Raw genomic sequence first — 19,704 nt, forward strand, 5'->3', positions numbered from 1 at the left:
ATATTTACAGCCGATTCGCTTGCCGCTTGATTCTTATCGCATCCAAACAAGAAATTTACATCGGTAAAAAGCAAACTTTCGGCATTTTCGCATAAAAAAACGCCGCAGCAAGGCCGCGGCGTCCGCATCTGGCGTCAAGCCGGTCAAAACTGGCTGTCATCCAGCGCCAGCGCGCTATCGGCGCCATTCAGGATCGCCGCCGCCAGGCCGGAAACCTGCGGCAGCAGGTGCTCGGCGAAGAAGCGCGCGGTGATGATCTTGGCGTTCAGGAAATCGCTGTCCGCATCGGCGTCCTGCAGTTTTTCCTTGGCGATCAGCGCGGCGCGGCCCAACTGCCAGCCGCCCAGCACGATGCCCATCAGCTTCAGGAACGGCACTGAGCCGGCCGCCGCCAGTTGCGGCTGCGCGCCGAAGGTTTCCAGAATGAAGGTGACGCAGCGCTCGGCGTCGGCGATTCCCGACGACAGATTGCCGGCGATGGAATCGAATCCCGCCGCCTGCAGCTTGTTCGCCGTCGACTGCGCCTCGGCCAGCAGCGCGCGGGCGGCGACGCCGTGATCCATCGCCGTCTTGCGGCCGATCAGGTCCAGCGCCTGGATGCCGGTGGTGCCTTCGTAGATGGCGGTGATGCGGGCGTCGCGGTAATACTGGGCGACGCCGGTCTCCTCGATGTAACCCATGCCGCCGTGCACCTGGATGGCCAGGCTGGTGATCTCGTTGGCCTGCTCGGTGTTCCAGCCCTTGACGATGGGAATCAGGAAATTCAGCAGCGCCTGGTTGCGGGCGGCTTCGTCCGCCACCGGATGGCGGGCGGCGCGGTCCAGCGCGGCTGCGGCGTAGAAGGTCAGCGCGCGCTGCGCTTCGATCTGGGCGCGCATCGTCATCAGCATCCGGCGCACGTCCGGGTGCCGGATGATGGCCACGCCGGCCGGGTCGGGCGAACCGACCGCGCGGCTCTGCACCCGATCGCGCGCGTATTCCACCGCCTTCTGGTAGGCGCGCTCGGACACCGCCACGCCCTCGATACCCACGCCCAGCCGGGCGTGGTTCATCATGGTGAACATGTAGTTCAGGCCCTTGTTCGGCTCGCCGACCAGATAGCCGACCGCGCCGTCGTTGTCGCCGAAGCTCATCACCGCGGTCGGGCTGCCGTGTATGCCCAGCTTGTGCTCCAGCGACACGCAGCGCACGTCGTTGCGCGCGCCAAGCGAGCCGTCGGCGTTGACCAGGAACTTGGGCACGATGAACAGCGAGATGCCCTTCACCCCGGCCGGAGCGTCCGGCAGGCGGGCCAGCACCAGGTGGACGATATTCTCGGCCATGTCGTGCTCGCCCCAGGTGATGAAGATCTTCTGGCCGCTGACGCGATAGCTGCCGTCGGCGGCCGGAGCCGCCTTGGAGCGCACCTGAGCCAGATCGGAGCCGGCCTGCGGCTCGGTCAGGTTCATGGTGCCGGTCCACTGGCCGCTGGCCATCATCGGCAAATAGACGCTCTTCAGCTCATCGGAGGCGTGATGATGGATGGCTTCCACCGCGCCCAGCGTCAGCAGCGGGGCCAGCGAGAACGCCAGGTTGGACGAGCACCACATTTCCTCCACCGCCGCCGCCACCAGCGCCGGCATGCCCTGGCCGCCGTATTCCTCCGGCGCGCGCAGCCCCACCCAGCCGGACTCGACATACTGTTGCCAGGCCTCCTTGAAGCCCGGCGCGGCGGTCACTTCGCCGTCCTTCCACTTGGCGCCCTGGTCGCCCTGCTTGTTGATCGGCGCCAGCACGCCCTCGGCGAACTTGGCGCCCTCTTCCAGCACCGCGTCGGTGAGCTCCACCGAGCACTCGCCGTAGCCCGGCAGCCCGCAGATCGCCGCCAGATCGGCCAGCTCGTTCAATGCAAATCGAATGTCTTTGATTGGGGCGTGATAAATCATCGCGCTACTCCTCTGCTTCTCTCGCGTCGGCCCGCGCCGCGGGCCATAAAAAAAACCGGCGCTCCCTGATAGGGCGCCGGCTGCTGTTGTTGGTTCCGGCGGCTATGCTGCCTGCTCGGTCGGGGGCGCTTGCGGCCGCGCCCCCGGCTGTCGCTTACTTCGACAGTTCGGCGATCAGTTCCGGCACCACGGCGAACAGGTCGCCGACGATGCCGTAGTCGGCCACCTGGAAGATCGGGGCCTCTTCGTCCTTGTTGATCGCGACGATCACCTTGGAATCCTTCATGCCCGCCAGGTGCTGGATCGCGCCGGAGATGCCGACGGCGAAGTACAGCTGCGGCGCCACCACCTTGCCGGTCTGGCCGACCTGGTAGTCGTTCGGCGCGTAGCCGGCGTCCACCGCGGCGCGCGAGGCGCCGACGGCGGCGGACAGCTTGTCGGCCAGCGGGCCAATCACGGCCTTGAACTGCTCTTCCGAACCCAGCGCGCGGCCGCCGGACACGATGACCTTGGCCGAGCCCAGCTCCGGACGGTCGGACTTGGTCAGTTCCTGGCCGACGAAGGCGGACAACTGGCTATCGGCGCCGGCGGCGATGGTTTCCACCGCGGCCGAACCGCCCTGGCCCGCCGCGTCGAAAGCGGTGGTGCGCACGGTGATCACCTTGATCGCGTCGGCCGACTGCACGGTGGCCAGCACGTTGCCGGCGTAGACCGGACGCACGAAGGTGTCGGCCGATTCGATGGCGACGATTTCGGAAATCTGGGCGACGTCCAGCAGCGCGGCGACGCGCGGCAGCAGGTTCTTGCCGAAGGACGAGGCCGGAGCCAGCACGTGGCTGTAGCCCTTGGCCAGGCCGACAACCAGCGCGGACAGGCTTTCGGCCAGGCCATGCGCGTAGTGGGCGGCGTCGGCCAGCAGCACTTTGGCCACGCCGGCCACGCTCTTGGCGGCGTCGGCGGCGGCGGCGGCGTTGTGGCCGGCCACCAGCACGTGCACTTCGCCCAGCTTGGCCGCGGCGGTGATGGTGTTCAGGGTGCCTGTCTTCAGGCTCTGGTTGTCGTGTTCAGCGATAACGAGAATAGCCATGTCTTACAGCACCTTTGCTTCGTTCTTGAGTTTGGCGACCAGTTCGGCGGCGTTGGCCACCTTGATGCCGGCGGAACGCTTGGCCGGCTCGGCCACTTTCAGCGTCTTCAGGCGCGGAGCGGCGTCAACGCCCAGATCGGCCGGCGTGGTCTTGTCCAGCGGCTTTTTCTTGGCGGCCATGATGTTGGGCAGCTTGATGAAGCGCGGCTCGTTCAGGCGCAGGTCGGCGGTGACTACGGCCGGCAGGCGCAGCTTGACGGTCTCCAGGCCGCCGTCGATCTCGCGGATCACGTCCACGGTCTCGGCCGCCAGGTCCACCTTGGAGGCGAAAGTGCCCTGGGACCAGCCCAGCAGCGCGGAAGTCATCTGGCCGGTCTGGTTCGCGTCGTCGTCGATCGCCTGCTTGCCCAGGATCACCAGTTGCGGCTGTTCCTTGTCGGCGACGGCCTTCAGCAGCTTGGCCACCGCCAGCGGCTGCAGCTCGACATCGGTTTCCACCAGGATGGCGCGGTCGGCTCCCATCGCCAGCGCGGTGCGCAGGGTTTCCTCGCACTGCTTGATGCCCATGGACACGGCGATGATCTCGCTCACTTTGCCGGCTTCCTTCAGACGCACCGCCTCTTCCACGGCGATTTCGTCGAAGGGGTTCATCGACATCTTGACGTTGGCGATATCAACGTCGCTGCCGTCGGCTTTGACGCGGACTTTCACGTTGTAATCGACAACGCGTTTCACTGCGACTAGAACTTTCATATTCCTCCAGCAAACTTCTGTGGGTTAATCGAACGCGGAAGGCAACGACGGCCAGCAGAGCCTGATTATGCCCCAAGCAAAATTCAAACGAGCGTTTGGTTTGTACGCGCCGGCGCGACGCGTGGTGAAAATGCAACTCGGCGTCGATAGTACGTCATTTCCCTGCGGTTTGCATTTCAGGCCAAAGCTGTCACAATGCACTGCAGCATTTCCCCGTCATAAAATTCTGCAGGGAGTTGTCATGACCGTTTATTTCGAGGATCTGGCCGTCGGCGCCAGCGCCGAAACCGGCAAAACCATCACCGAGGCCGACGTGCTGCTGTTCTCCGCCGTCAGCGGCGACAACAATCCAGTGCATCTGGACCAGACCTACGCCGCCGCCACGCCATTCGAGACCCGCATCGCCCACGGCATGCTGACCGCCAGCCTGATTTCCGGCGTGATCGGCACCCGCCTCCCCGGCTACGGCACCGTCTACCTGTCGCAATCCACCCGCTTCAAGGCGCCGGTGCGCATCGGCGAAACCGTCACCACCCGCGTCACCGTCGAAGAACTGATCCCGGAAAAGAAACGGGTGCGCCTCTCCACGCAATGCCGCGTCGGCGACAAGGTGGTGCTGGAAGGGGAATCGCTGGTGATCGCGCCGTCCCGCAATTGAAATCAACAGAACTGGCCGTGCCGGGCCAGCGCCCAGCGCACCGGCTCGGCCACCAGTTCGTCGGGAAAGTCCAGCCGCCTGCGCAGCGCGGCCACCACTTCAGGCGTGGTCGGCGCGTTGCCCAGGCCCACCGCCAGATTGGACAGCCACTTGTGATAGCCGATGCGGTAGATCGGACTGCCCGCCATCCGCTCGCGGAACTCGTCCGCGCTCCAGTCGAACAGTTCTACCAGACTGGCGCCATCCAGACCATGACGCACCGCAAAATCAGCTTCCGCCGTTAAAGCGCCGAAGCGGTTCCACGGGCAGAACAGCTGGCAATCGTCGCAGCCGTACACCCGGTTGCCGATCAAGGGCCGCAGCGGTTCCGGAATCGCCCCCTTCAATTCGATGGTCAGGTAGGAAATGCAGCGCCGCGCGTCCACCGTGTAGGGTTCGATGATGGCGCCGGTGGGACAGACATCCAGACAGCGCGTGCAGCGGCCGCAATGGCCGTCTTCGGCCTCGTCCGGCGGCAGCGGCAGGTCGGTCAGGATCTCGCCCAGGAAAAACAGCGAGCCCTGGCGCTTGGTCAGCAGCAGCGTGTGCTTGCCGCGCCAGCCCAGGCCGGCCTGGGACGCCAGCGCCACCTCGGCCAGCGGCGCGCTGTCGGTGAACACCCGGTAGCCAAACGATCCGACCGCGCCCTCGATGCGCTCGGCCAGCTTCTGCAGCCGGTTGCGCAGCACCTTGTGATAGTCGCGCCCCAGCGCGTACCGCGACAGGTAGGCCCGCGACGGGTCGGCCAGTACCTGCTCGGCCGGCTCGCCCCCGGGCCAGTAGTTCATCCGCAGCGAAATCACCGACAGCGTGCCGGGCACCAACTCGGCCGGCCGCACCCGCATCGCGCCATGCCGGGCCATATAGTCCATCTCGCCGTGATGCCCGGCCGCCAGCCAGGCTTCCAGCCGTTGTTCCGCCTCCGGCGGCAGCGCCGCGCGCGTGACGCGGGCGTCGGCGAAACCGGCTTCGCGCGCCCAGGCTTTGATTTGGCGCGACAATTCGGGATAATCCGGTTTTTGAGGAGGATTCTCAGTCATGGCGATGGATGATACCAGCGTTCAAAGCGGCGGCCTGCCCGACGAGAGCGCGACCCTGGCGCTGGGCGCAGCCTTCGCCGCCGCCGCAGAGCCCGGCCTGACCGTCCACCTGCTGGGCGACCTGGGCGCGGGCAAGACCACGTTCACCCGCGGCCTGCTGGCGGCGCTGGGCCACCGCGGCAAGGTGAAAAGTCCCACCTACACCCTGGTGGAAAGCTACGCCTTACCTGAATATAGTGTCCATCACTTCGACCTGTACCGTTTCGCCGATCCCGAAGAATGGAACGACGCCGGCTTCAGCGAATATTTCGGACAAGACAGCCTATGCTTGGTGGAGTGGCCGGACAAGGCCCGTGGACTCGCGCCCGCGCCCGACATCGTGCTGGAACTTGCCGTCGCCGGAGATGGTCGCACCTATCACTTTCAAGCCCTGAGCCAAACCGGACAGTCATGCCTGATTCGACTTTCGACCCCAAACGCCGCACGCTGCTAGGCGCAGCGGCCGCCACCTTTCTGATCGCCGTCAGCCGAAAAGGCTGGGCGGCCGGCAGCCAGATCGTCGCCCTGCGCATCTGGCCGTCGTCCACTTACACCCGCATCACGCTGGAGTCCAGCGCCGCCATTCAATACAAGCAGTTCACGCTGGCCAATCCGAACCGGCTGGTGATCGATCTGCAAGGCGTGCAGCTGAACGGCGTGCTGAAGGACATCAGCGGCCAGATCGCCGCGGCCGACCCTTATATCCGCACCGCCCGCGCCGGCCAGTTCGACCCGGACACGGTACGCCTGGTGCTGGACCTGAAGACCGACGTCAAACCGCAGGCCTTCGCCCTGGCGCCGGTGGCAGAATACCAGCACCGGCTGGTGGTGGACCTGTATCCGGCCAGCGGCCAGCAGGACGATCCGCTGCTGGCGCTGCTGCAGGACTACAACAAGGGCAAGATGGAACAGCCCCCGGCGCAGATCAAGCCCAAGGCCAAGAACACCGACCGCCCCATCGTCGTGATGCTGGATCCCGGCCACGGCGGCGAGGACCCGGGCGCCATCGGCTTGCAAGGCAATCGCGAGAAGGACGTGGTGCTGAAGATAGGCCACCAGCTGAAGCAGCTGATAGACGCAGAACCGAATATGCGCGCCTACATGACGCGCAGCGACGACGTGTTCATCCCGCTGGGCGTGCGCGTGGCCAAGGCGCGCAAGCTGAACGCCGATCTGTTCGTCTCCATTCACGCCGACGCCGCGCCCAACCGCGCCGCGCGCGGCTCCTCGGTGTTCGCGCTGTCCGAGAAAGGCGCCACCAGCGCCTTCGCCAAGGCGTTGGCGCAGACCGAGAACAATTCCGACCTGGTCGGCGGCGTCAAGATAGGCAGCAAGGACAAGTATCTGGCGCACACGCTGCTGGACCTGACCCAGACCGCCACCATCAACGACAGCCTGAAGCTGGGCAAGACCGTGCTGGGCCAGCTGGGCGGCCTGAACAAGCTGCACAAGAACGCGGTGGAGCAAGCGGGCTTCGCGGTGCTGAAGGCGCCGGACATCCCGTCCATCCTGGTGGAGACCGCCTTCATCTCCAATCCGGACGAGGAGCAGCGGCTGATCACCGCCGAATTCCAGCAGCAGATGGCCAACGCCATCTTCAGCGGCGTCAAACGCTACTTCGCGTCGGGCGCCGCGCTGGCCGCGCGCGCCTGAACGATCGTCCGCCAAAACAAAACCGCCGGGCTGTTTGGCCTGGCGGTTTTTCGTTTGCCTGCGCGCTCAGTGCGTCGGCGGCATTTCTCCGGGCGGAGAGTCCTCCTCCGCCGGCACCCGGTAGGTCTCGCTGGCCCACTGCCCCAGATCGATCAGACGGCAGCGTTCGCTGCAAAACGGGCGATAACGGCTCTGCGGCTCCCAGCGCACTTCGGCTTTGCAGGTGGGACAGGCGACGATGCGTACGGATTCGGACATGATGCTCAAAACTTGCAATTGGTCAGTTGGAACTCGACATCCTGCTCAGTCTGCCGCGGCCGGGTCTCGCCGGTCACCGCGTTGACAAAGCGGATGTTGAGCGCGTACTTGTTGGCGGACAGCTCAGGCAGCAGTTCCAGATTGTCGTCGTAGGCGACCTGGATCAGTTGCACCACTTTGCCGCCGGACATCTGTTGGAACGCGCCCTTGCGGGCCACGTAATGATAGGTCTTGCCGCTGTCTCGCAGCAGGTGCAGCAGGATTTCGGCGGCGTCGGCGGTGGGCATCAGCGGCGCGGCCCAGCGGCGCAGATCCTGGCGCCGGACCTCGGCGGAGCGCTGCTGCCACAGATGATAGGATGGCAAGTCGAACTGGCAGGTGCCGCCGGGAATGCCGGCGCGCTGCTTGATGGCCATCAGCCATTCGTTCTCGCGCAGGTTCTGGCCGAACTTGCCGGTCAGCGCCAGCAGTTGCGACGACGCGCGCTCGATCTCTTCCAGCACGCCTTCCAGCGTTTCCTCCGCCACATTGGGATTATCGCGCAGCGCTTCCAACATCTGCTTCTGCCGCTCCAGCTCCTGCAGCAGATCGGCCTTCAGGTCGGCGCGGGACGCCGTCTCCATCAGCTCGAACAGCACCTGCAGCGCGGCGTGATGATCATGCGGGTGATCCTTGCCGATAAAGTAGGCCAACCGCCCGTATAGATACTCCAGACGGAGCAGAATACGGGTGCGCTCGGTGACAGGAAATTCGAAACTGATCACGGCAGATCTGCCCTTCTCCACGGCTTGCAACAAGCCTTATAACAATGCTTTGACAAGATTTGCCAGATAATAACTGTGTTTGGCATCAACTTGAAGCCTCAATTCTGCCAAGCCGCCGCTATTGTCGATGACATCGTCGGCGCGGCTCAACCTCTGTTCGCGCGGCAGTTGCGCGGCCATGATCGCACGCACCGCTTCCGCGCTCAATCCGCTGCGCTGCATCACCCGCTCCACCTGGACCTCTTCGCGGCAATCCACCGCCAGCGTCCGCGCCAGCAAGGGCAGATAACGGTTGCTTTCAAACAGCAGCGGCACCACCAGCACCGCGTAATCTCCGACAGCAACCTCCAGCCGGCTCAAGCTTTCCGCGTGGATGGCCGGATGCAGGATGGCCTCCAGCCTATGCCGCTCCTCCGGATCCGCGAACACTCTCGCCCGCATCGCCGCGCGGTCCAGCGAACCATCGCCGGCCAGCGCCGACGGGCCAAACGCGCGCTCGATCGCCGGCATCGCCGCGCCGCCAGGCCCGGTCAGCTGATGGGCGATGCTGTCGGTATCCACCACCGGCACGCCCAGTTCGGCGAAGCGATCCGCCGCCGCGCTCTTGCCGGAGCCTATTCCCCCGGTCAATCCCACTACCGGGATAGCCATGCCAAATATCCATTCATGATCTGTGGCCCCCACACCAGCGCGATCCAGCCTGCCGTCGCCAGATAGGGGCCAAAGGGAATCTGCTGCCCGCCCCGGACTTTGGAAGCCGCCATCAGCGCGACGCCGAACAACGCGCCCACCAGCGACGACAACAGGATGATCAGCGGCAACATGCTCCAGCCCAGCCATGCGCCCAGCGCCGCCAGCAACTTGAAATCGCCATAGCCGAAACCTTCTTTGCCGGTCAGCAGCCGGAATCCGTGAAACACCAGCCACAGCGACAGATAACCGAATACCGCGCCCCACACCGCGTCGCTCAGCGGCACCAGGCCTGTCTGCAGGTTGAACAGCAGGCCGCCCCACAGCAACGGCAAGGTCAGGCTGTCCGGCAACAGCTTGGTGTCGAAGTCGATGAAGGCCAATGCCAGCAGACAAGCCGTCAACGCCAAAGCGCCGGCCAGCGGCCAGCCCCAGCCCAGCTTCCAGGCCAGAAAGCCGAACAATGCGCCGCTCAGCAGCTCCACCAGGGGGTAGCGCCAGGCGATGCCCGCTTCGCAATCGCCGCAACGGCCGCGCAACAACAGAAAACTCAGCAACGGCACATTGTGCCAGGGCCGCACCGGCGCATGGCAAGCCGGGCAATGCGAGGCGGGCCGCCACAAATTGTAGCCCTTCCCATCGTCCAGCTCATTCCTGGCCTGCTGGGCGGCCAGCCGCAATGCGGACGACGCGTCGCCTTCGGCGAGGTATTCGACGCTATCCGCCAAAAACTCCCGCTCAAGCATCTTGGGCAGGCGATGGATCACCACATTCAGAAAACTGCCCACCATCAAGCCCAACAGCAGCGCCGCGCCGGTCAACCAAGCAGGATGGGTGGCCAACAACCATGTCATGTCGTCCAGCATCAACCCACCACCTGGCCCATCTTGAAAATCGGCATGTACATCGCGATCACCAACCCGCCTATCAATATACCCAGTATCACCATGATCGCCGGCTCCAGCAGGCTGGACAACGCGGCCACCGCATTATCCACTTCTTCCTCGTAAAAGTCGGCCACCTTGTCCAGCATCTGGTCCAGCGAGCCCGACTCTTCGCCGATCGAGGTCATCTGCAGCACCATATTGGGAAACAGATCGGTGCGCTGCATCGAATAGCTGAGGCTGGAGCCGGTGCTGACGTCGGACTGGATCCGCCGCGTCGCCTCTGCGTAAACCTGGTTGCCCGCAGCGCCGCCGACGGAATCCAACGCCTCCACCAGCGGCACGCCGGCGGAGAACAGCGTCGACAGCGTGCGCGACCAGCGCGCGATGGTGGCCTTGCGTATGATGTCGCCGATCACCGGCAGCCGCAGCAGGATGCGGTCCATCTGCTCCTGCATCTTGGGCGTACGCTTGAACGCGTAGAAAAAAGCGAAAACCCCGCCGAACAAGGCGCCGAAAATCAGCCACCAAAAATGGACGAATTGATCGGACAACCAGATCACGAACAGCGTCGGAGCCGGCAGATTGGCGCCGAAGCTGGAAAACAGATCCTTGAACGCCGGGATCACATAGATCATGATCACCGCGGTGATGATGAAGGCGGTGCCGACAATGGCCGATGGATAGATCATCGCCGATTTGATCTTGGACTTGATGGCCATCACCTTTTCCTTGTAGGTGGCCAGTTTGTCCAGCAGGTTGTCCAGCACGCCGCCCGCCTCGCCTGCGGCGATGATATTGCAGAACAGCTTGTCGAAATACAGCGGACGCTTGCGGAACGACTCCGCCAGCGACATGCCGGTTTCGACATCCGCCCTCACTTCCAGCAGCATCCGCGTCACCGCCGGATTGCTGTGCCCTTTCGCCGCGATGTCGAAAGCCTGCAAAAGCGGCACCCCTGCGCGCATCATCGTCGACAGCTGGCGGGTGAACAGCGTAATGTCCTTCTCGGTGATTCGCTTGCCGAAACCGCTGCGCCGGCGGCGGATCTTGGCGACGTTGATGCCCTGCCTCCGCAACTGGGTTTTGGCGACAGTTTCGGACTCTGCGCGCAGCTCGCCCCGTATCATCTTGCCGGACTTGTCCTTGCCTTCCCATTCCCAGATGTACCCTGGATTCGCTTTCTTGGCCGCCGTGGTCGCCATCGCCCCATTTCCTCTAAATTAATGCAGCGGGTCGCCGTTCAATCGTTGGTCACCGCTTCGACCTCGGCCAGCGAGGTCATGCCGGCCATCACTTTCAGCAAGCCGGCGCGGCGCAAATCGACCATGCCCTCCTCCCTCGCCAGATCGGAGATGTCGACCGCGGTACCGTTCTTCATGATCAACCGCATCATCGCGTCGCTGATCGGCATCACTTCGAAAATCCCGACGCGCCCCCTGTAGCCGGTATTCCGGCACTCCTCGCAGCCGACCGGCCCGTAGGGATGCCAGCCGCCGGCCAACTCCTCCTTCAAGAAACCAGCGCGCAGCAACGCCTCCTCCGGAATCTCCACCGGCTGCTTGCAATGGCTGCATAGCTTGCGCGCCAAACGCTGCGCCATGATCAGCAACACCGAACTGGCGATGTTGAACGGCGCCACGCCCATGTTCAGCATCCGCGTCAGCGTGGATGGCGCATCGTTGGTATGCAGCGTCGAGAACACCATGTGACCGGTCTGCGCGGCCTTGATTGCGATGTCGGCCGTCTCGAAATCTCGGATTTCGCCCACCATGATCACGTCAGGATCCTGCCGTAGAAAGGCCTTCAGCGCCGAAGCAAAAGTCAATCCTGCCTTTTCGTTGACGTTGACCTGATTGATGCCGGGCAGATTGATTTCCACCGGATCCTCGGCGGTGGAAATATTCGTGTCCGTCTTATTCAAAATATTCAGACAAGTATAAAGTGATACGGTCTTGCCGCTACCGGTGGGGCCGGTCACCAGCACCATGCCATACGGCCGGGCGATTGCCCTCAGCAATTGCGCCTTTTGCTCCGCCTCGAATCCCAGTTGTTCGATATCCAGCGAAGCCGCCGACGAATCCAGGATACGCATCACGATTTTTTCGCCGTACAAGGTCGGCAGCGTGCTGACGCGGAAATCTATCGCCCGGGATTTGGAAATCACCAGCTTCAGCCGGCCATCCTGAGGCAGCCGCTTTTCCGAGATATCCAGCCGGGAAATCACCTTGATGCGCGAGGCGATCTTTTCCTTCAGCAGCAGCGGCGGCTGCGCCACCTCCTTCAATACGCCATCCACCCGGTAGCGGATGCGATAGTACTTTTCGTATGGCTCGAAGTGGATGTCGGACGCGCCGATGCCTATCGCGTCCAACAACATCTTATGAATGAACTTGACCACCGGCGCGTCGTCGACTTCAGTCTGCGGACCACTGTCCAGCTGCGCTTCGGGATCGGCGAACTCCAGGTCGCCGAAATCCTCGCTCTCCAGTTCTTTCAACGCCGAGGTCGAATTGTCCTGATATCGTCCGATCAGCTTGGACAGCTTGTCCTCTTCCACCACCACCACTTCTACCGTCAGGCCGGTCTTGAAGGTGATCGCGTGATAGGCGGAGGTCTGGGTGGGATCAGAAGTGCCGATGTAAAGCTTGTTGCCACGTTTTAACAGCGGCAGCAACCGGCGGCTGGCGATCACTTCGTCGTCCACCAGCCCCTTGGGTAGTTGATCGGTATCCAGCGAAGCCAGATCCAACAGCGGGTAACCGAACACCCGGGACGAAAACATAGCGATGTCGCGCGCAGCCATCTTCTTGCTCTGGATCAGCTGCTCGACGAAACTGAGATGGGAAATCATCGCCTGTTTCGAAATGGCGTCCGCATCCTGCTGCAACAGCATATTGTGCTGGACCAGGGCTCTGCCCAGGCCGGAAATTCCTGCCGTAGCTTCCATAAGCGAAATCGATCCGGTTCGAACCTTGCGGTCGTGATCAGGTATAGGCTGTGACGGTATTATATGCGAATCGAACCGGCAAATCCCTGTCGATCAGGGTTTGAAGGCCAGATAGACAAAAAAAGGGCTGCCGAGGCAGCCCTTTTCGAGATGAACCGAATCTCGGCTTAGAAGCGGTGAATCAGGCCCAGACCGAAGGAGCTTTCATTTTGCGCGTTCGGCAGCTTCCAGTTAACGTGGCCATACGAGGTATACACGTCAGTACGCTTGGACAGCGCATAATCCAGACCCAACACATACTGATCATAACCAGTATTAGCAACGTCGCCATAACCGGAAATGTTCAGATTATACCCCTTGGCATAACTCAGATAGGGAGTGAACGCTCCGAAAGTATAGCCGCCGGTCAACGCGATTTCACGTGTGCGAGCTTGTTGCAAGGTCGTGAAATTACCAAGACCCGGATTTTGCGCTGCCAAGGCAGTCCAGTTGGCGGCTGCAGCGTTGTCGTTGTAATACAAACCACCCGCATCACCCAGACCGGTAGCGCTCAGTGCGAGCTGGCCGCGAGCTTGCTGGAATCCAAAGGCGACATAAATATTATTGGCGTTATAACCACCTTCAAAACGATGCCAATCTTTCAAACCGCCAACCTTATTGGAATCGCCCCAGCTGCCAAAGTTATACTTGCCGAAAAAGCCGGAATTTTCGTAGCTCAAACCGATGTTGATGAACTGGTTATTAGCGGTTCCAGCATTAGTCTGCTGACGCACCTCGTCAGTAGCATACAGCGCCGACATAGTGAAACCATAAATATTTGAACTATCAAACCTCAGAGCATTGTTGTGGCGACCGTCAATGCGGGTGAACATAGCCAAACCCCCAACGCTCGGGGAGCTATTGCCTGCGCCGCCGTTATTGCTGTAATGACCCGGATCCACCTGTTCCATGTCCGAATTGGCATAGTCAGACAGCCGGCCAAGGCGGAACTTGCCCCAGTCGCCGGCTAGCCCGATGAAGCTATCGCGGGTGGCGAGAGTGCCGGATCCATTACCCGGAGTCGCGCTGCCATCGATGTTCAATCGGCTCTCCACCTGCCAGATCGCCCTCAGGCCGTTGCCCAAGTCTTCCGCGCCCTTGAAACCGATATTGGACACCCAGTCGTTGACCGCGGTGCGGGATTGCAGCTGGCCAGCTTGCGCCGCACCGCCAAACGAAGCAGTGTTGGCATTGTAGGTCTTCAAGGACTCGATACCACCGGCGATCGTGCCATACAAAGTCACGTCGGCCATAGCCGCCGCAGGCAGGGCAGCCAACGCCAAAGCGATGAGCTTCTTGTTCATTGCAAATCCTTTCAAGTCAGTTGATTTTGTCCTGTTGGCTTCCCGGCGGAACCGTTTGCCTGGACATTTATGTGCCGACGGTATGTTCCGTCGATCGCTGTAGCCAATATAAGACTGGCGTTGCAAAAAAACAAAGAGAGCCCCGCCATGACAGGTAAAAATCAGCAAAAAAACAACAGGACAGCGCTATCTATTTGTTTACAAAATACTTACCGCAGCCCCTGCAGCGCCAAGCAGACGCGCAAAAACAACAAAACTGTCACATTGTTGCCAATTAACAACAGGGAATACCCCGCATCAATCAGACCGGCAAATTAAAAAATGCCTGAAAATGAAAAACCGCCATCCCAATAGGCATGGCGGTTTAAATGCAGTGTCGGCGTTGGCCGACGGGCGCTTACTTGGCGGCGGGTTTGGCCGCGGCTGGCTTCGCGTTCGCGGCGGCAGGCTTGGCGGCCGGGGCGGCCCCGCCTACGGTGATTTCCTTGCGCAGGCTCTCCAGCGTCTTGTCGCCGATGCCGGAAACCTTCTTCAGATCGTCGACAGTCTTGAACGGTCCGTTCTTGGTCCGGTAATCGACAATGGCCTTGGCCTTGGCCGGACCAATGCCCTTCAAGGCCTCCAGTTGCTGCGGCGTGGCGGTGTTCAGATTGACGGCGGCCCAGGCGAGATTGCACAGCAACAGCAAACCGGCAAAGACAGCGAACAGCTTCTTCATGGCAAGCTCCTAGTGAAAGTGCGGTCGTGAAAATGTATTGGTATGCGTCAGCGCGAGACGAGCGGGCTCACCCGCGCTGCAGGATCAATTCTAAGACCACCTTGCTGCCCACGTATGCCAGCATCAATGACAGGAAACCAGCCAGCGCCCAGCGTATCGCCACCTTGCCGCGCCATCCCTTGAGGCGGCGCCCCACCAGGAGGCCGGCGAAGATCAGCCACGAGATCACGCCGAACACCGTCTTGTGGGTCAGCGCGGCGGCCTGGCCGAACACCTCTTCGGAAAACAGCACGCCGGTCAGCAGCGTCAGCGTCAGCAACAGGAAGCCGACGGCTATCACCTGGAACATCATTTTCTCCAGGGTCAGCAGCGGCGGCAGCTGCTTGGCCAGCATCGACACCCGCCGGTGATGCAGCGCCCGCTCCAGGATCAGCATCAGCACCGCTATCAGCGCGCCGATGGCGAACAGGCTGTAGGCCAGCATGGACACCAGGATGTGCATCACGAAGGCGGGATTGGACAGGTCGCTGACCATGTGCCGCCCCGGAAAGGCGATGGCGAAGGCCAGCGCGGCCATCGCCAGCGGCATCATGAACAGCTGCAGGCCCTCCACCTTGTAGAAGAAGCTGCAGGTCCAATAGATCAGCAGCATGATCCACACCACCACGCTCAAGGCGTGGCCCACGCCCAGCGACAGGCCGCCGCTGGCGCTCAGCGGCACCACCACGACGAAAGCCTGCACCAATAGCAGCAGCCCCAGCAGGCTGTGCTCCAGCCGCGGATTGCGCGGCCAGCGCGCCGCGCCTTTCCAGTTGGCAAGGTAATGCCAGGTGAAGGCCCCGTAGGACAGGATCAGGAGCAGGGACAGAACGAGCAGTAGGCTGGTCATATTAGTATGTGATCAAATCCGGGCGCGGCCCGGGCGGCTCGTGGTAAAATCGATGGATTTGAAAGTCTACACCAAGCTGCCGTTCGTTGGCAGAGAGTAAGGACAGCACCATGCTAGACAACTTGACCAGCCGCCTGTCCGGCGTGATGAAAACCCTGCGCGGCAACGCGCGGCTGACCGAATCCAACATCCAGGACGCGATGCGCGAAGTGCGCATGGCGCTCTTGGAAGCCGACGTGGCGCTGCCCGTCATCAAGACCTTCATCGCCCAGGTGAAAGAGCGCGCGCTGGGCCAGGACGTGATGGGCAGCCTGACCCCGGGCCAGGCGCTGGTGGGCGTTGTGAACGAAGAGCTCGTCAAGCTGATGGGCGAGAAGAACGACGAGCTCGACCTGGCCGCCGTGCCGCCCGCCATCGTGCTGATGGCCGGCCTGCAGGGCGCCGGCAAGACCACCACCGTCGGCAAGCTGGCCAAAAGGCTGAAGGAAACCCAGAAGAAGAAGGTGCTGGTGGTGTCCGCCGACGTCTACCGTCCGGCCGCCATCGAGCAGCTGAAGCTGCTGGCCTCGCAAGTGGGCGTCGAGTGGTTCCCGTCCGAGGCGTCGCAAAAGCCGGTGGACATCGCCCGCGCCGCGATCGACCACGCCCGCCGCCACTTCTTCGACGTGCTGCTGGTGGACACCGCCGGCCGCCTCGCCATCGACGAAGCGATGATGGAGGAGATCAAGGCGCTGCACGCGGCGATCAACCCGGTGGAAACGCTGTTCGTCGTCGACGCAATGCAGGGCCAGGACGCGGTCAACACCGCCAAGGCCTTCAACGAGGCGCTGCCGCTGACCGGCGTGGTGCTGACCAAGATGGACGGCGATTCGCGCGGCGGCGCCGCGCTGTCGGTGCGCCACGTGACCGGCAAGCCGATCAAGTTCATCGGCGTCGGCGAGAAGGTCTCCGGCATCGAGCCCTTCCATCCTGACCGCATCGCCAGCCGCATTCTGGGCATGGGCGACGTGCTGTCCCTGATCGAAGAAGTCCAGAAGGGCATCGATCAGAAAGAAGCCGAGGCGATGGCCAAGAAGTTGAAGTCCGGCAAGGGCTTCGACCTGGAGGACTTCAAGGCCCAGATGCAGCAGATGAAGAAAATGGGCGGCATGGCCAACCTGCTGGAAAAGATGCCGGGCCAGCTGGGCGAGATGGCCAAGGGCGTACAGGGCGCCGAGGCGGAGAAGTCGATGCGCCGCGTCGAGGGCATCATCAACTCGATGACGATGGAGGAGCGCCGCAAGCCGGAGCTGCTGAAGGCCAGCCGCAAACGCCGCATCGCGGCCGGCTCCGGCGTCACGGTGCAGGAGGTGAACCGCCTGCTGAACCAGTTCGAGCAGATGCAGAAGATGATGAAGCAGTTCTCGTCCAAGGGCGGGATGATGAAGATGATGCGAGGCATGAAGGGCATGATGCCCGGCATGTAAGCGGAAACAAACGGGCGCCAGTCGCCCGTTTCTTTTGAGATAAAGACATGTTGTTCGACGTCGCGGTGCTGACCGACAGCCGCCAGCTGGAACACAAGCCAGAGGACTGGTACAGCCGCCAGGTGCATCACGAGGATGGCTTGGTGCTGGACGCGCTGCGCGACGCTGGCCTGGCGGTTTGCCGCCTCGCCTGGGACGACGCCGGTTTCGACTGGCGCCAGGCACGCTCGCTGCTGTTCCGTACCACTTGGGACTATTTCGAGCGCTTCGGCGAATTCTCGCCCTGGCTGTCGCGCGTGTCCCGGCAGTGCCGGCTGTTCAACGCCGCCGAGCTGATCCGCTGGAATCTGGACAAGCGCTACCTCGTCGAACTGCAAAATAAGGGCGTGGCCGTGGTGCCCACCCTCTACATTGAAAAAGGCGAGCGGCGCACCCTTGCGCAACTGGCCGACGCCAGTGGCTGGAATGAGCTGATCCTCAAGCCGGCGGTGTCCGGCAACGCCCGCCACACCTACCGTTTCGACGCCGGCGACGGCCAGCGCCTGGAATGCGCGTTCGGCGATTTGATCGAACGCGAAGCGATGCTGCTGCAGCCCTTCCAGCGCCAGGTGCTGGAACAAGGCGAGCTGTCGCTGATGGTGGTGGACGGCCGCTACAGCCACGCGATACGCAAGACGCCCAAGCCCGGCGACTTCCGCGTCCAGGACGACCACGGCGGCAGCGTGCATCCGCACCAGGCCAGCGCCGAGGAAATCGCCTTCGCCGAAGCCGCCGTGCGCGCGGTGCCGTTCGACGTGCTGTACGCGCGCGTCGATCTGGTCCGCGACAGACAAGGCCGCCTCGCCGTCATGGAACTGGAAATGATAGAGCCCGAGCTGTTCTTCCGCTTCCGCCCCGAAGCGGCCGGCCTGTTGGCCGCCGGCCTCAGGCGCCGGCTGACGGACAGCGCGGCCTGAAACGAATCTGTACTAGCAACCCGCCGCAGTTTGGCAAACCACGTTTGGAAATACTCAGCATGAATCTGACTACGTTGACCGCCCTCTCCCCGCTGGACGGCCGCTACGCCGCCCAAGTGGAAGGCCTGCGCAACCTGTTCTCCGAATTCGGCTTGATGAAGTGCCGCGTCAAGGTGGAACTGGAATGGCTGAAGATGCTGGCCGCCGAGCCGGGCATCGAAGAGGTCAAGCCGTTCTCCGACGCCACCATCCGCGAGATCGACGACGTGATCGCCAACTTCAGCGTCGAGCACGGCGAAGAGGTGAAGGCGATCGAGGTCCGCACCAACCACGACGTCAAGGCGATCGAGTACTGGCTGAAGGAGCGCCTGTCCGGCAATCCGGAAGTGATGGCCGCCAGCGAGTTCATCCACTTCGCCTGCACCTCCGAGGACATCAACAACCTCAGCCACGCGCTGATGCTGAAGACCGCGCGCAACACCGTGCTTCTGCCGATGCTGGACGAGGTGATCCACAAGCTGCAAAAGCTGTCGCATGAACTGGCCGACGTGCCGATGATGTGCCGCACCCACGGCCAGCCGGCCACGCCGTCGACGATGGGCAAGGAACTGGCCAACGCCGTCTACCGCCTGAAGCGCCAGCGCGAGCAGCTGGTGCACCAGGAAATCCTGGGCAAGATCAACGGCGCGGTCGGCAACTACAACGCCCACCTGGCCGCCTATCCGGACATCGACTGGGAAAGCCTGTGCGGCCGCTTCGTCACCGGCCTCGGCATCACCTTCAATCCGTACACCATCCAGATCGAGCCCCATGACTACATGGCCGAGCTGTACCAGGTGGCGATGCGCGTCAACACCATCCTGATCGACCTGAACCGCGACATCTGGGGCTACATCTCGCTGGGCTACTTCAAGCAGAAGGTGAAGAAAGACGAAGTGGGCAGCTCCACCATGCCGCACAAGGTCAACCCGATCGACTTCGAAAACTCCGAAGGCAATCTGGGCATGGCCAACGCCATCATGGGCCACCTGGCGGAGAAGCTGCCGATCTCCCGCTGGCAGCGCGACCTGACCGACTCCACCGTGCTGCGCAATATGGGCGTCGGCTTCGGCTACACCATCCTGGGTCTGAAGTCCTGCCTGAAGGGCCTGAACAAGCTGGAGATCAATCCGGCCCTGATCGCCACCGAACTGGACGCCGCCTGGGAGCTGCTGGCCGAGCCGGTGCAGACCGTGATGCGCCGCTACGGCATCGCCAATCCGTACGAGCAGCTGAAAGAGCTGACCCGCGGCAAGGGCGGCATCACCCGCGAAACGCTGCACGCCTTCATCCGCAGCCTGGAGCTGCCGGACGCGGTCAAGTCCAGCCTGCTGGAAATGACCCCGTCCAACTATCTGGGCAAGGCCGAGGAACTGGCGCGCCGCATCTGACCGCCATCCATGCCGCATCCCTCCGCGCCGCCCTCCCGGGCGGCGTTTTTCTTTCCGCCCGCCGTCAACGCCTCGCCATTGCGGCAACTTAGCCGCACCTTGCCTTTCCCCCGCCATCCATTACACAGAATTTAGTGGTCAAAATGCCAATTGGACCTGACA

Annotated in this window: 19 protein-coding genes; 6 read left to right on the plus strand and 13 right to left on the minus strand. The window is 62.6% G+C overall.

The genetic code is table 11. From position 1 onward, the window contains the following. Positions 1–143 precede the first annotated feature (143 nt). The 3 genes from ACX17K_RS09180 to ACX17K_RS09190 all read right to left on the minus strand — a co-directional run bounded on the left by ACX17K_RS09180 (position 144) and on the right by ACX17K_RS09190 (position 3,765). A complete protein-coding gene (locus ACX17K_RS09180; RefSeq protein WP_493774545.1) occupies positions 144–1,925 on the minus strand; it encodes an acyl-CoA dehydrogenase in 1,782 nt (593 codons plus the stop codon). Between the two features lie 154 nt (positions 1,926–2,079). Continuing rightward, on the minus strand, positions 2,080–3,012 hold the full coding sequence (locus ACX17K_RS09185) for an electron transfer flavoprotein subunit alpha/FixB family protein (protein ID WP_021479162.1): 933 nt from the start codon (positions 3,010–3,012) through the stop codon (positions 2,080–2,082). 3 nt (positions 3,013–3,015) lie between these two features. Continuing rightward, positions 3,016–3,765, minus strand: coding sequence for an electron transfer flavoprotein subunit beta/FixA family protein (locus tag ACX17K_RS09190; RefSeq protein ID WP_493774546.1), 750 nt, complete (start codon positions 3,763–3,765; stop codon positions 3,016–3,018). A gap of 241 nt (positions 3,766–4,006) precedes the next feature. Here ACX17K_RS09190 and ACX17K_RS09195 point away from each other — a divergent pair, with 241 nt between their 5' ends. Beyond that, positions 4,007–4,423, plus strand: a complete 417-nt coding sequence (locus tag ACX17K_RS09195) for a MaoC family dehydratase (RefSeq protein ID WP_493774547.1) — start codon at positions 4,007–4,009, stop codon at positions 4,421–4,423. A gap of 2 nt (positions 4,424–4,425) precedes the next feature. Here ACX17K_RS09195 and queG read toward each other — a convergent pair whose 3' ends face one another. Further along, positions 4,426–5,463, minus strand: coding sequence for a tRNA epoxyqueuosine(34) reductase QueG (queG, locus tag ACX17K_RS09200; RefSeq protein ID WP_493774548.1), 1,038 nt, complete (start codon positions 5,461–5,463; stop codon positions 4,426–4,428). 37 nt (positions 5,464–5,500) lie between these two features. Here queG and tsaE point away from each other — a divergent pair, with 37 nt between their 5' ends. Both tsaE and ACX17K_RS09210 read left to right on the plus strand, forming a co-directional pair. Further along, positions 5,501–5,995: a tRNA (adenosine(37)-N6)-threonylcarbamoyltransferase complex ATPase subunit type 1 TsaE gene (tsaE, locus tag ACX17K_RS09205; RefSeq protein WP_021479158.1), complete on the plus strand. Its 495-nt coding sequence runs from the start codon at positions 5,501–5,503 to the stop codon at positions 5,993–5,995. Continuing rightward, on the plus strand, positions 5,953–7,194 hold the full coding sequence (locus tag ACX17K_RS09210; RefSeq protein WP_493774549.1) for an N-acetylmuramoyl-L-alanine amidase: 1,242 nt from the start codon (positions 5,953–5,955) through the stop codon (positions 7,192–7,194). The genes tsaE and ACX17K_RS09210 overlap by 43 nt, the downstream gene beginning before the upstream one ends. Positions 7,195–7,260: 66 nt before the next feature. Here ACX17K_RS09210 and yacG read toward each other — a convergent pair whose 3' ends face one another. From yacG to ACX17K_RS09255, 9 genes are all read right to left on the minus strand, one after another. Next, positions 7,261–7,452: a DNA gyrase inhibitor YacG gene (yacG, locus tag ACX17K_RS09215; protein WP_221668063.1), complete on the minus strand. Its 192-nt coding sequence runs from the start codon at positions 7,450–7,452 to the stop codon at positions 7,261–7,263. A 5-nt stretch (positions 7,453–7,457) separates the two neighbouring features. Further along, on the minus strand, positions 7,458–8,216 hold the full coding sequence (gene zapD, locus ACX17K_RS09220) for a cell division protein ZapD (RefSeq protein ID WP_031297029.1): 759 nt from the start codon (positions 8,214–8,216) through the stop codon (positions 7,458–7,460). 36 nt (positions 8,217–8,252) lie between these two features. Beyond that, the gene (gene coaE / locus ACX17K_RS09225) at positions 8,253–8,867 is read right to left on the minus strand and encodes a dephospho-CoA kinase (protein WP_493774550.1); all 615 of its coding nucleotides are present in this window, start codon (positions 8,865–8,867) and stop codon (positions 8,253–8,255) included. Next, complete coding sequence (locus ACX17K_RS09230) at positions 8,852–9,760, minus strand: prepilin peptidase (protein ID WP_199776195.1); 909 nt, start codon at positions 9,758–9,760, stop codon at positions 8,852–8,854. Before ACX17K_RS09230 ends, coaE begins: the two co-directional genes overlap by 16 nt. An 11-nt stretch (positions 9,761–9,771) precedes the next feature. Then, positions 9,772–10,995, minus strand: coding sequence for a type II secretion system F family protein (locus ACX17K_RS09235; protein ID WP_493774551.1), 1,224 nt, complete (start codon positions 10,993–10,995; stop codon positions 9,772–9,774). 38 nt (positions 10,996–11,033) lie between these two features. After that, complete coding sequence (gene pilB, locus ACX17K_RS09240) at positions 11,034–12,740, minus strand: type IV-A pilus assembly ATPase PilB (protein ID WP_493774552.1); 1,707 nt, start codon at positions 12,738–12,740, stop codon at positions 11,034–11,036. A 167-nt stretch (positions 12,741–12,907) separates the two neighbouring features. Next, the gene (locus ACX17K_RS09245) at positions 12,908–14,083 is read right to left on the minus strand and encodes a porin (RefSeq protein ID WP_493774553.1); all 1,176 of its coding nucleotides are present in this window, start codon (positions 14,081–14,083) and stop codon (positions 12,908–12,910) included. Between the two features lie 397 nt (positions 14,084–14,480). Further along, positions 14,481–14,801, minus strand: a complete 321-nt coding sequence (locus ACX17K_RS09250; protein ID WP_493774554.1) for a ComEA family DNA-binding protein — start codon at positions 14,799–14,801, stop codon at positions 14,481–14,483. Between the two features lie 67 nt (positions 14,802–14,868). Next, positions 14,869–15,690 (minus strand): cytochrome C assembly family protein, encoded by an 822-nt coding sequence (locus ACX17K_RS09255; RefSeq protein WP_463088572.1) that lies wholly within the window; start codon positions 15,688–15,690, stop codon positions 14,869–14,871. A 110-nt stretch (positions 15,691–15,800) separates the two neighbouring features. Between ACX17K_RS09255 and ffh the strand changes: the two genes are divergently transcribed. The 3 genes from ffh to purB are packed head-to-tail and all read left to right on the plus strand — an operon-like array spanning position 15,801 to position 19,542. After that, a complete protein-coding gene (gene ffh, locus ACX17K_RS09260; RefSeq protein WP_046155589.1) occupies positions 15,801–17,156 on the plus strand; it encodes a signal recognition particle protein in 1,356 nt (451 codons plus the stop codon). A gap of 47 nt (positions 17,157–17,203) precedes the next feature. Continuing rightward, positions 17,204–18,112 (plus strand): ATP-grasp domain-containing protein, encoded by a 909-nt coding sequence (locus tag ACX17K_RS09265; RefSeq protein WP_493774555.1) that lies wholly within the window; start codon positions 17,204–17,206, stop codon positions 18,110–18,112. Between the two features lie 59 nt (positions 18,113–18,171). Beyond that, entirely contained in the window at positions 18,172–19,542 is a 1,371-nt protein-coding gene (gene purB / locus ACX17K_RS09270) for an adenylosuccinate lyase (RefSeq protein WP_493774556.1), read from the plus strand. Positions 19,543–19,704: the final 162 nt, after the last annotated feature.

The organism is Chromobacterium sp. INPA-IVC (assembly GCF_059047085.1).

Bases quoted from the DNA above. Each gene is read 5' to 3' on its own strand.
- ACX17K_RS09180 (WP_493774545.1), bottom strand. From the start codon at position 1,925: ATGATTTATCACGCCCCAATCAAAGACATTCGATTTGCATTGAACGAG.
- ACX17K_RS09185 (WP_021479162.1), bottom strand. From the start codon at position 3,012: ATGGCTATTCTCGTTATCGCTGAACACGACAACCAGAGCCTGAAGACA.
- ACX17K_RS09190 (WP_493774546.1), bottom strand. From the start codon at position 3,765: ATGAAAGTTCTAGTCGCAGTGAAACGCGTTGTCGATTACAACGTGAAA.
- ACX17K_RS09195 (WP_493774547.1), top strand. From the start codon at position 4,007: ATGACCGTTTATTTCGAGGATCTGGCCGTCGGCGCCAGCGCCGAAACC.
- tsaE (WP_021479158.1), top strand. From the start codon at position 5,501: ATGGCGATGGATGATACCAGCGTTCAAAGCGGCGGCCTGCCCGACGAG.
- ACX17K_RS09210 (WP_493774549.1), top strand. From the start codon at position 5,953: ATGCCTGATTCGACTTTCGACCCCAAACGCCGCACGCTGCTAGGCGCA.
- yacG (WP_221668063.1), bottom strand. From the start codon at position 7,452: ATGTCCGAATCCGTACGCATCGTCGCCTGTCCCACCTGCAAAGCCGAA.
- coaE (WP_493774550.1), bottom strand. From the start codon at position 8,867: ATGGCTATCCCGGTAGTGGGATTGACCGGGGGAATAGGCTCCGGCAAG.
- ACX17K_RS09230 (WP_199776195.1), bottom strand. From the start codon at position 9,760: ATGACATGGTTGTTGGCCACCCATCCTGCTTGGTTGACCGGCGCGGCG.
- ACX17K_RS09235 (WP_493774551.1), bottom strand. From the start codon at position 10,995: ATGGCGACCACGGCGGCCAAGAAAGCGAATCCAGGGTACATCTGGGAA.
- pilB (WP_493774552.1), bottom strand. From the start codon at position 12,740: ATGGAAGCTACGGCAGGAATTTCCGGCCTGGGCAGAGCCCTGGTCCAG.
- ACX17K_RS09245 (WP_493774553.1), bottom strand. From the start codon at position 14,083: ATGAACAAGAAGCTCATCGCTTTGGCGTTGGCTGCCCTGCCTGCGGCG.
- ACX17K_RS09250 (WP_493774554.1), bottom strand. From the start codon at position 14,801: ATGAAGAAGCTGTTCGCTGTCTTTGCCGGTTTGCTGTTGCTGTGCAAT.
- ACX17K_RS09255 (WP_463088572.1), bottom strand. From the start codon at position 15,690: ATGACCAGCCTACTGCTCGTTCTGTCCCTGCTCCTGATCCTGTCCTAC.
- ffh (WP_046155589.1), top strand. From the start codon at position 15,801: ATGCTAGACAACTTGACCAGCCGCCTGTCCGGCGTGATGAAAACCCTG.
- ACX17K_RS09265 (WP_493774555.1), top strand. From the start codon at position 17,204: ATGTTGTTCGACGTCGCGGTGCTGACCGACAGCCGCCAGCTGGAACAC.
- purB (WP_493774556.1), top strand. From the start codon at position 18,172: ATGAATCTGACTACGTTGACCGCCCTCTCCCCGCTGGACGGCCGCTAC.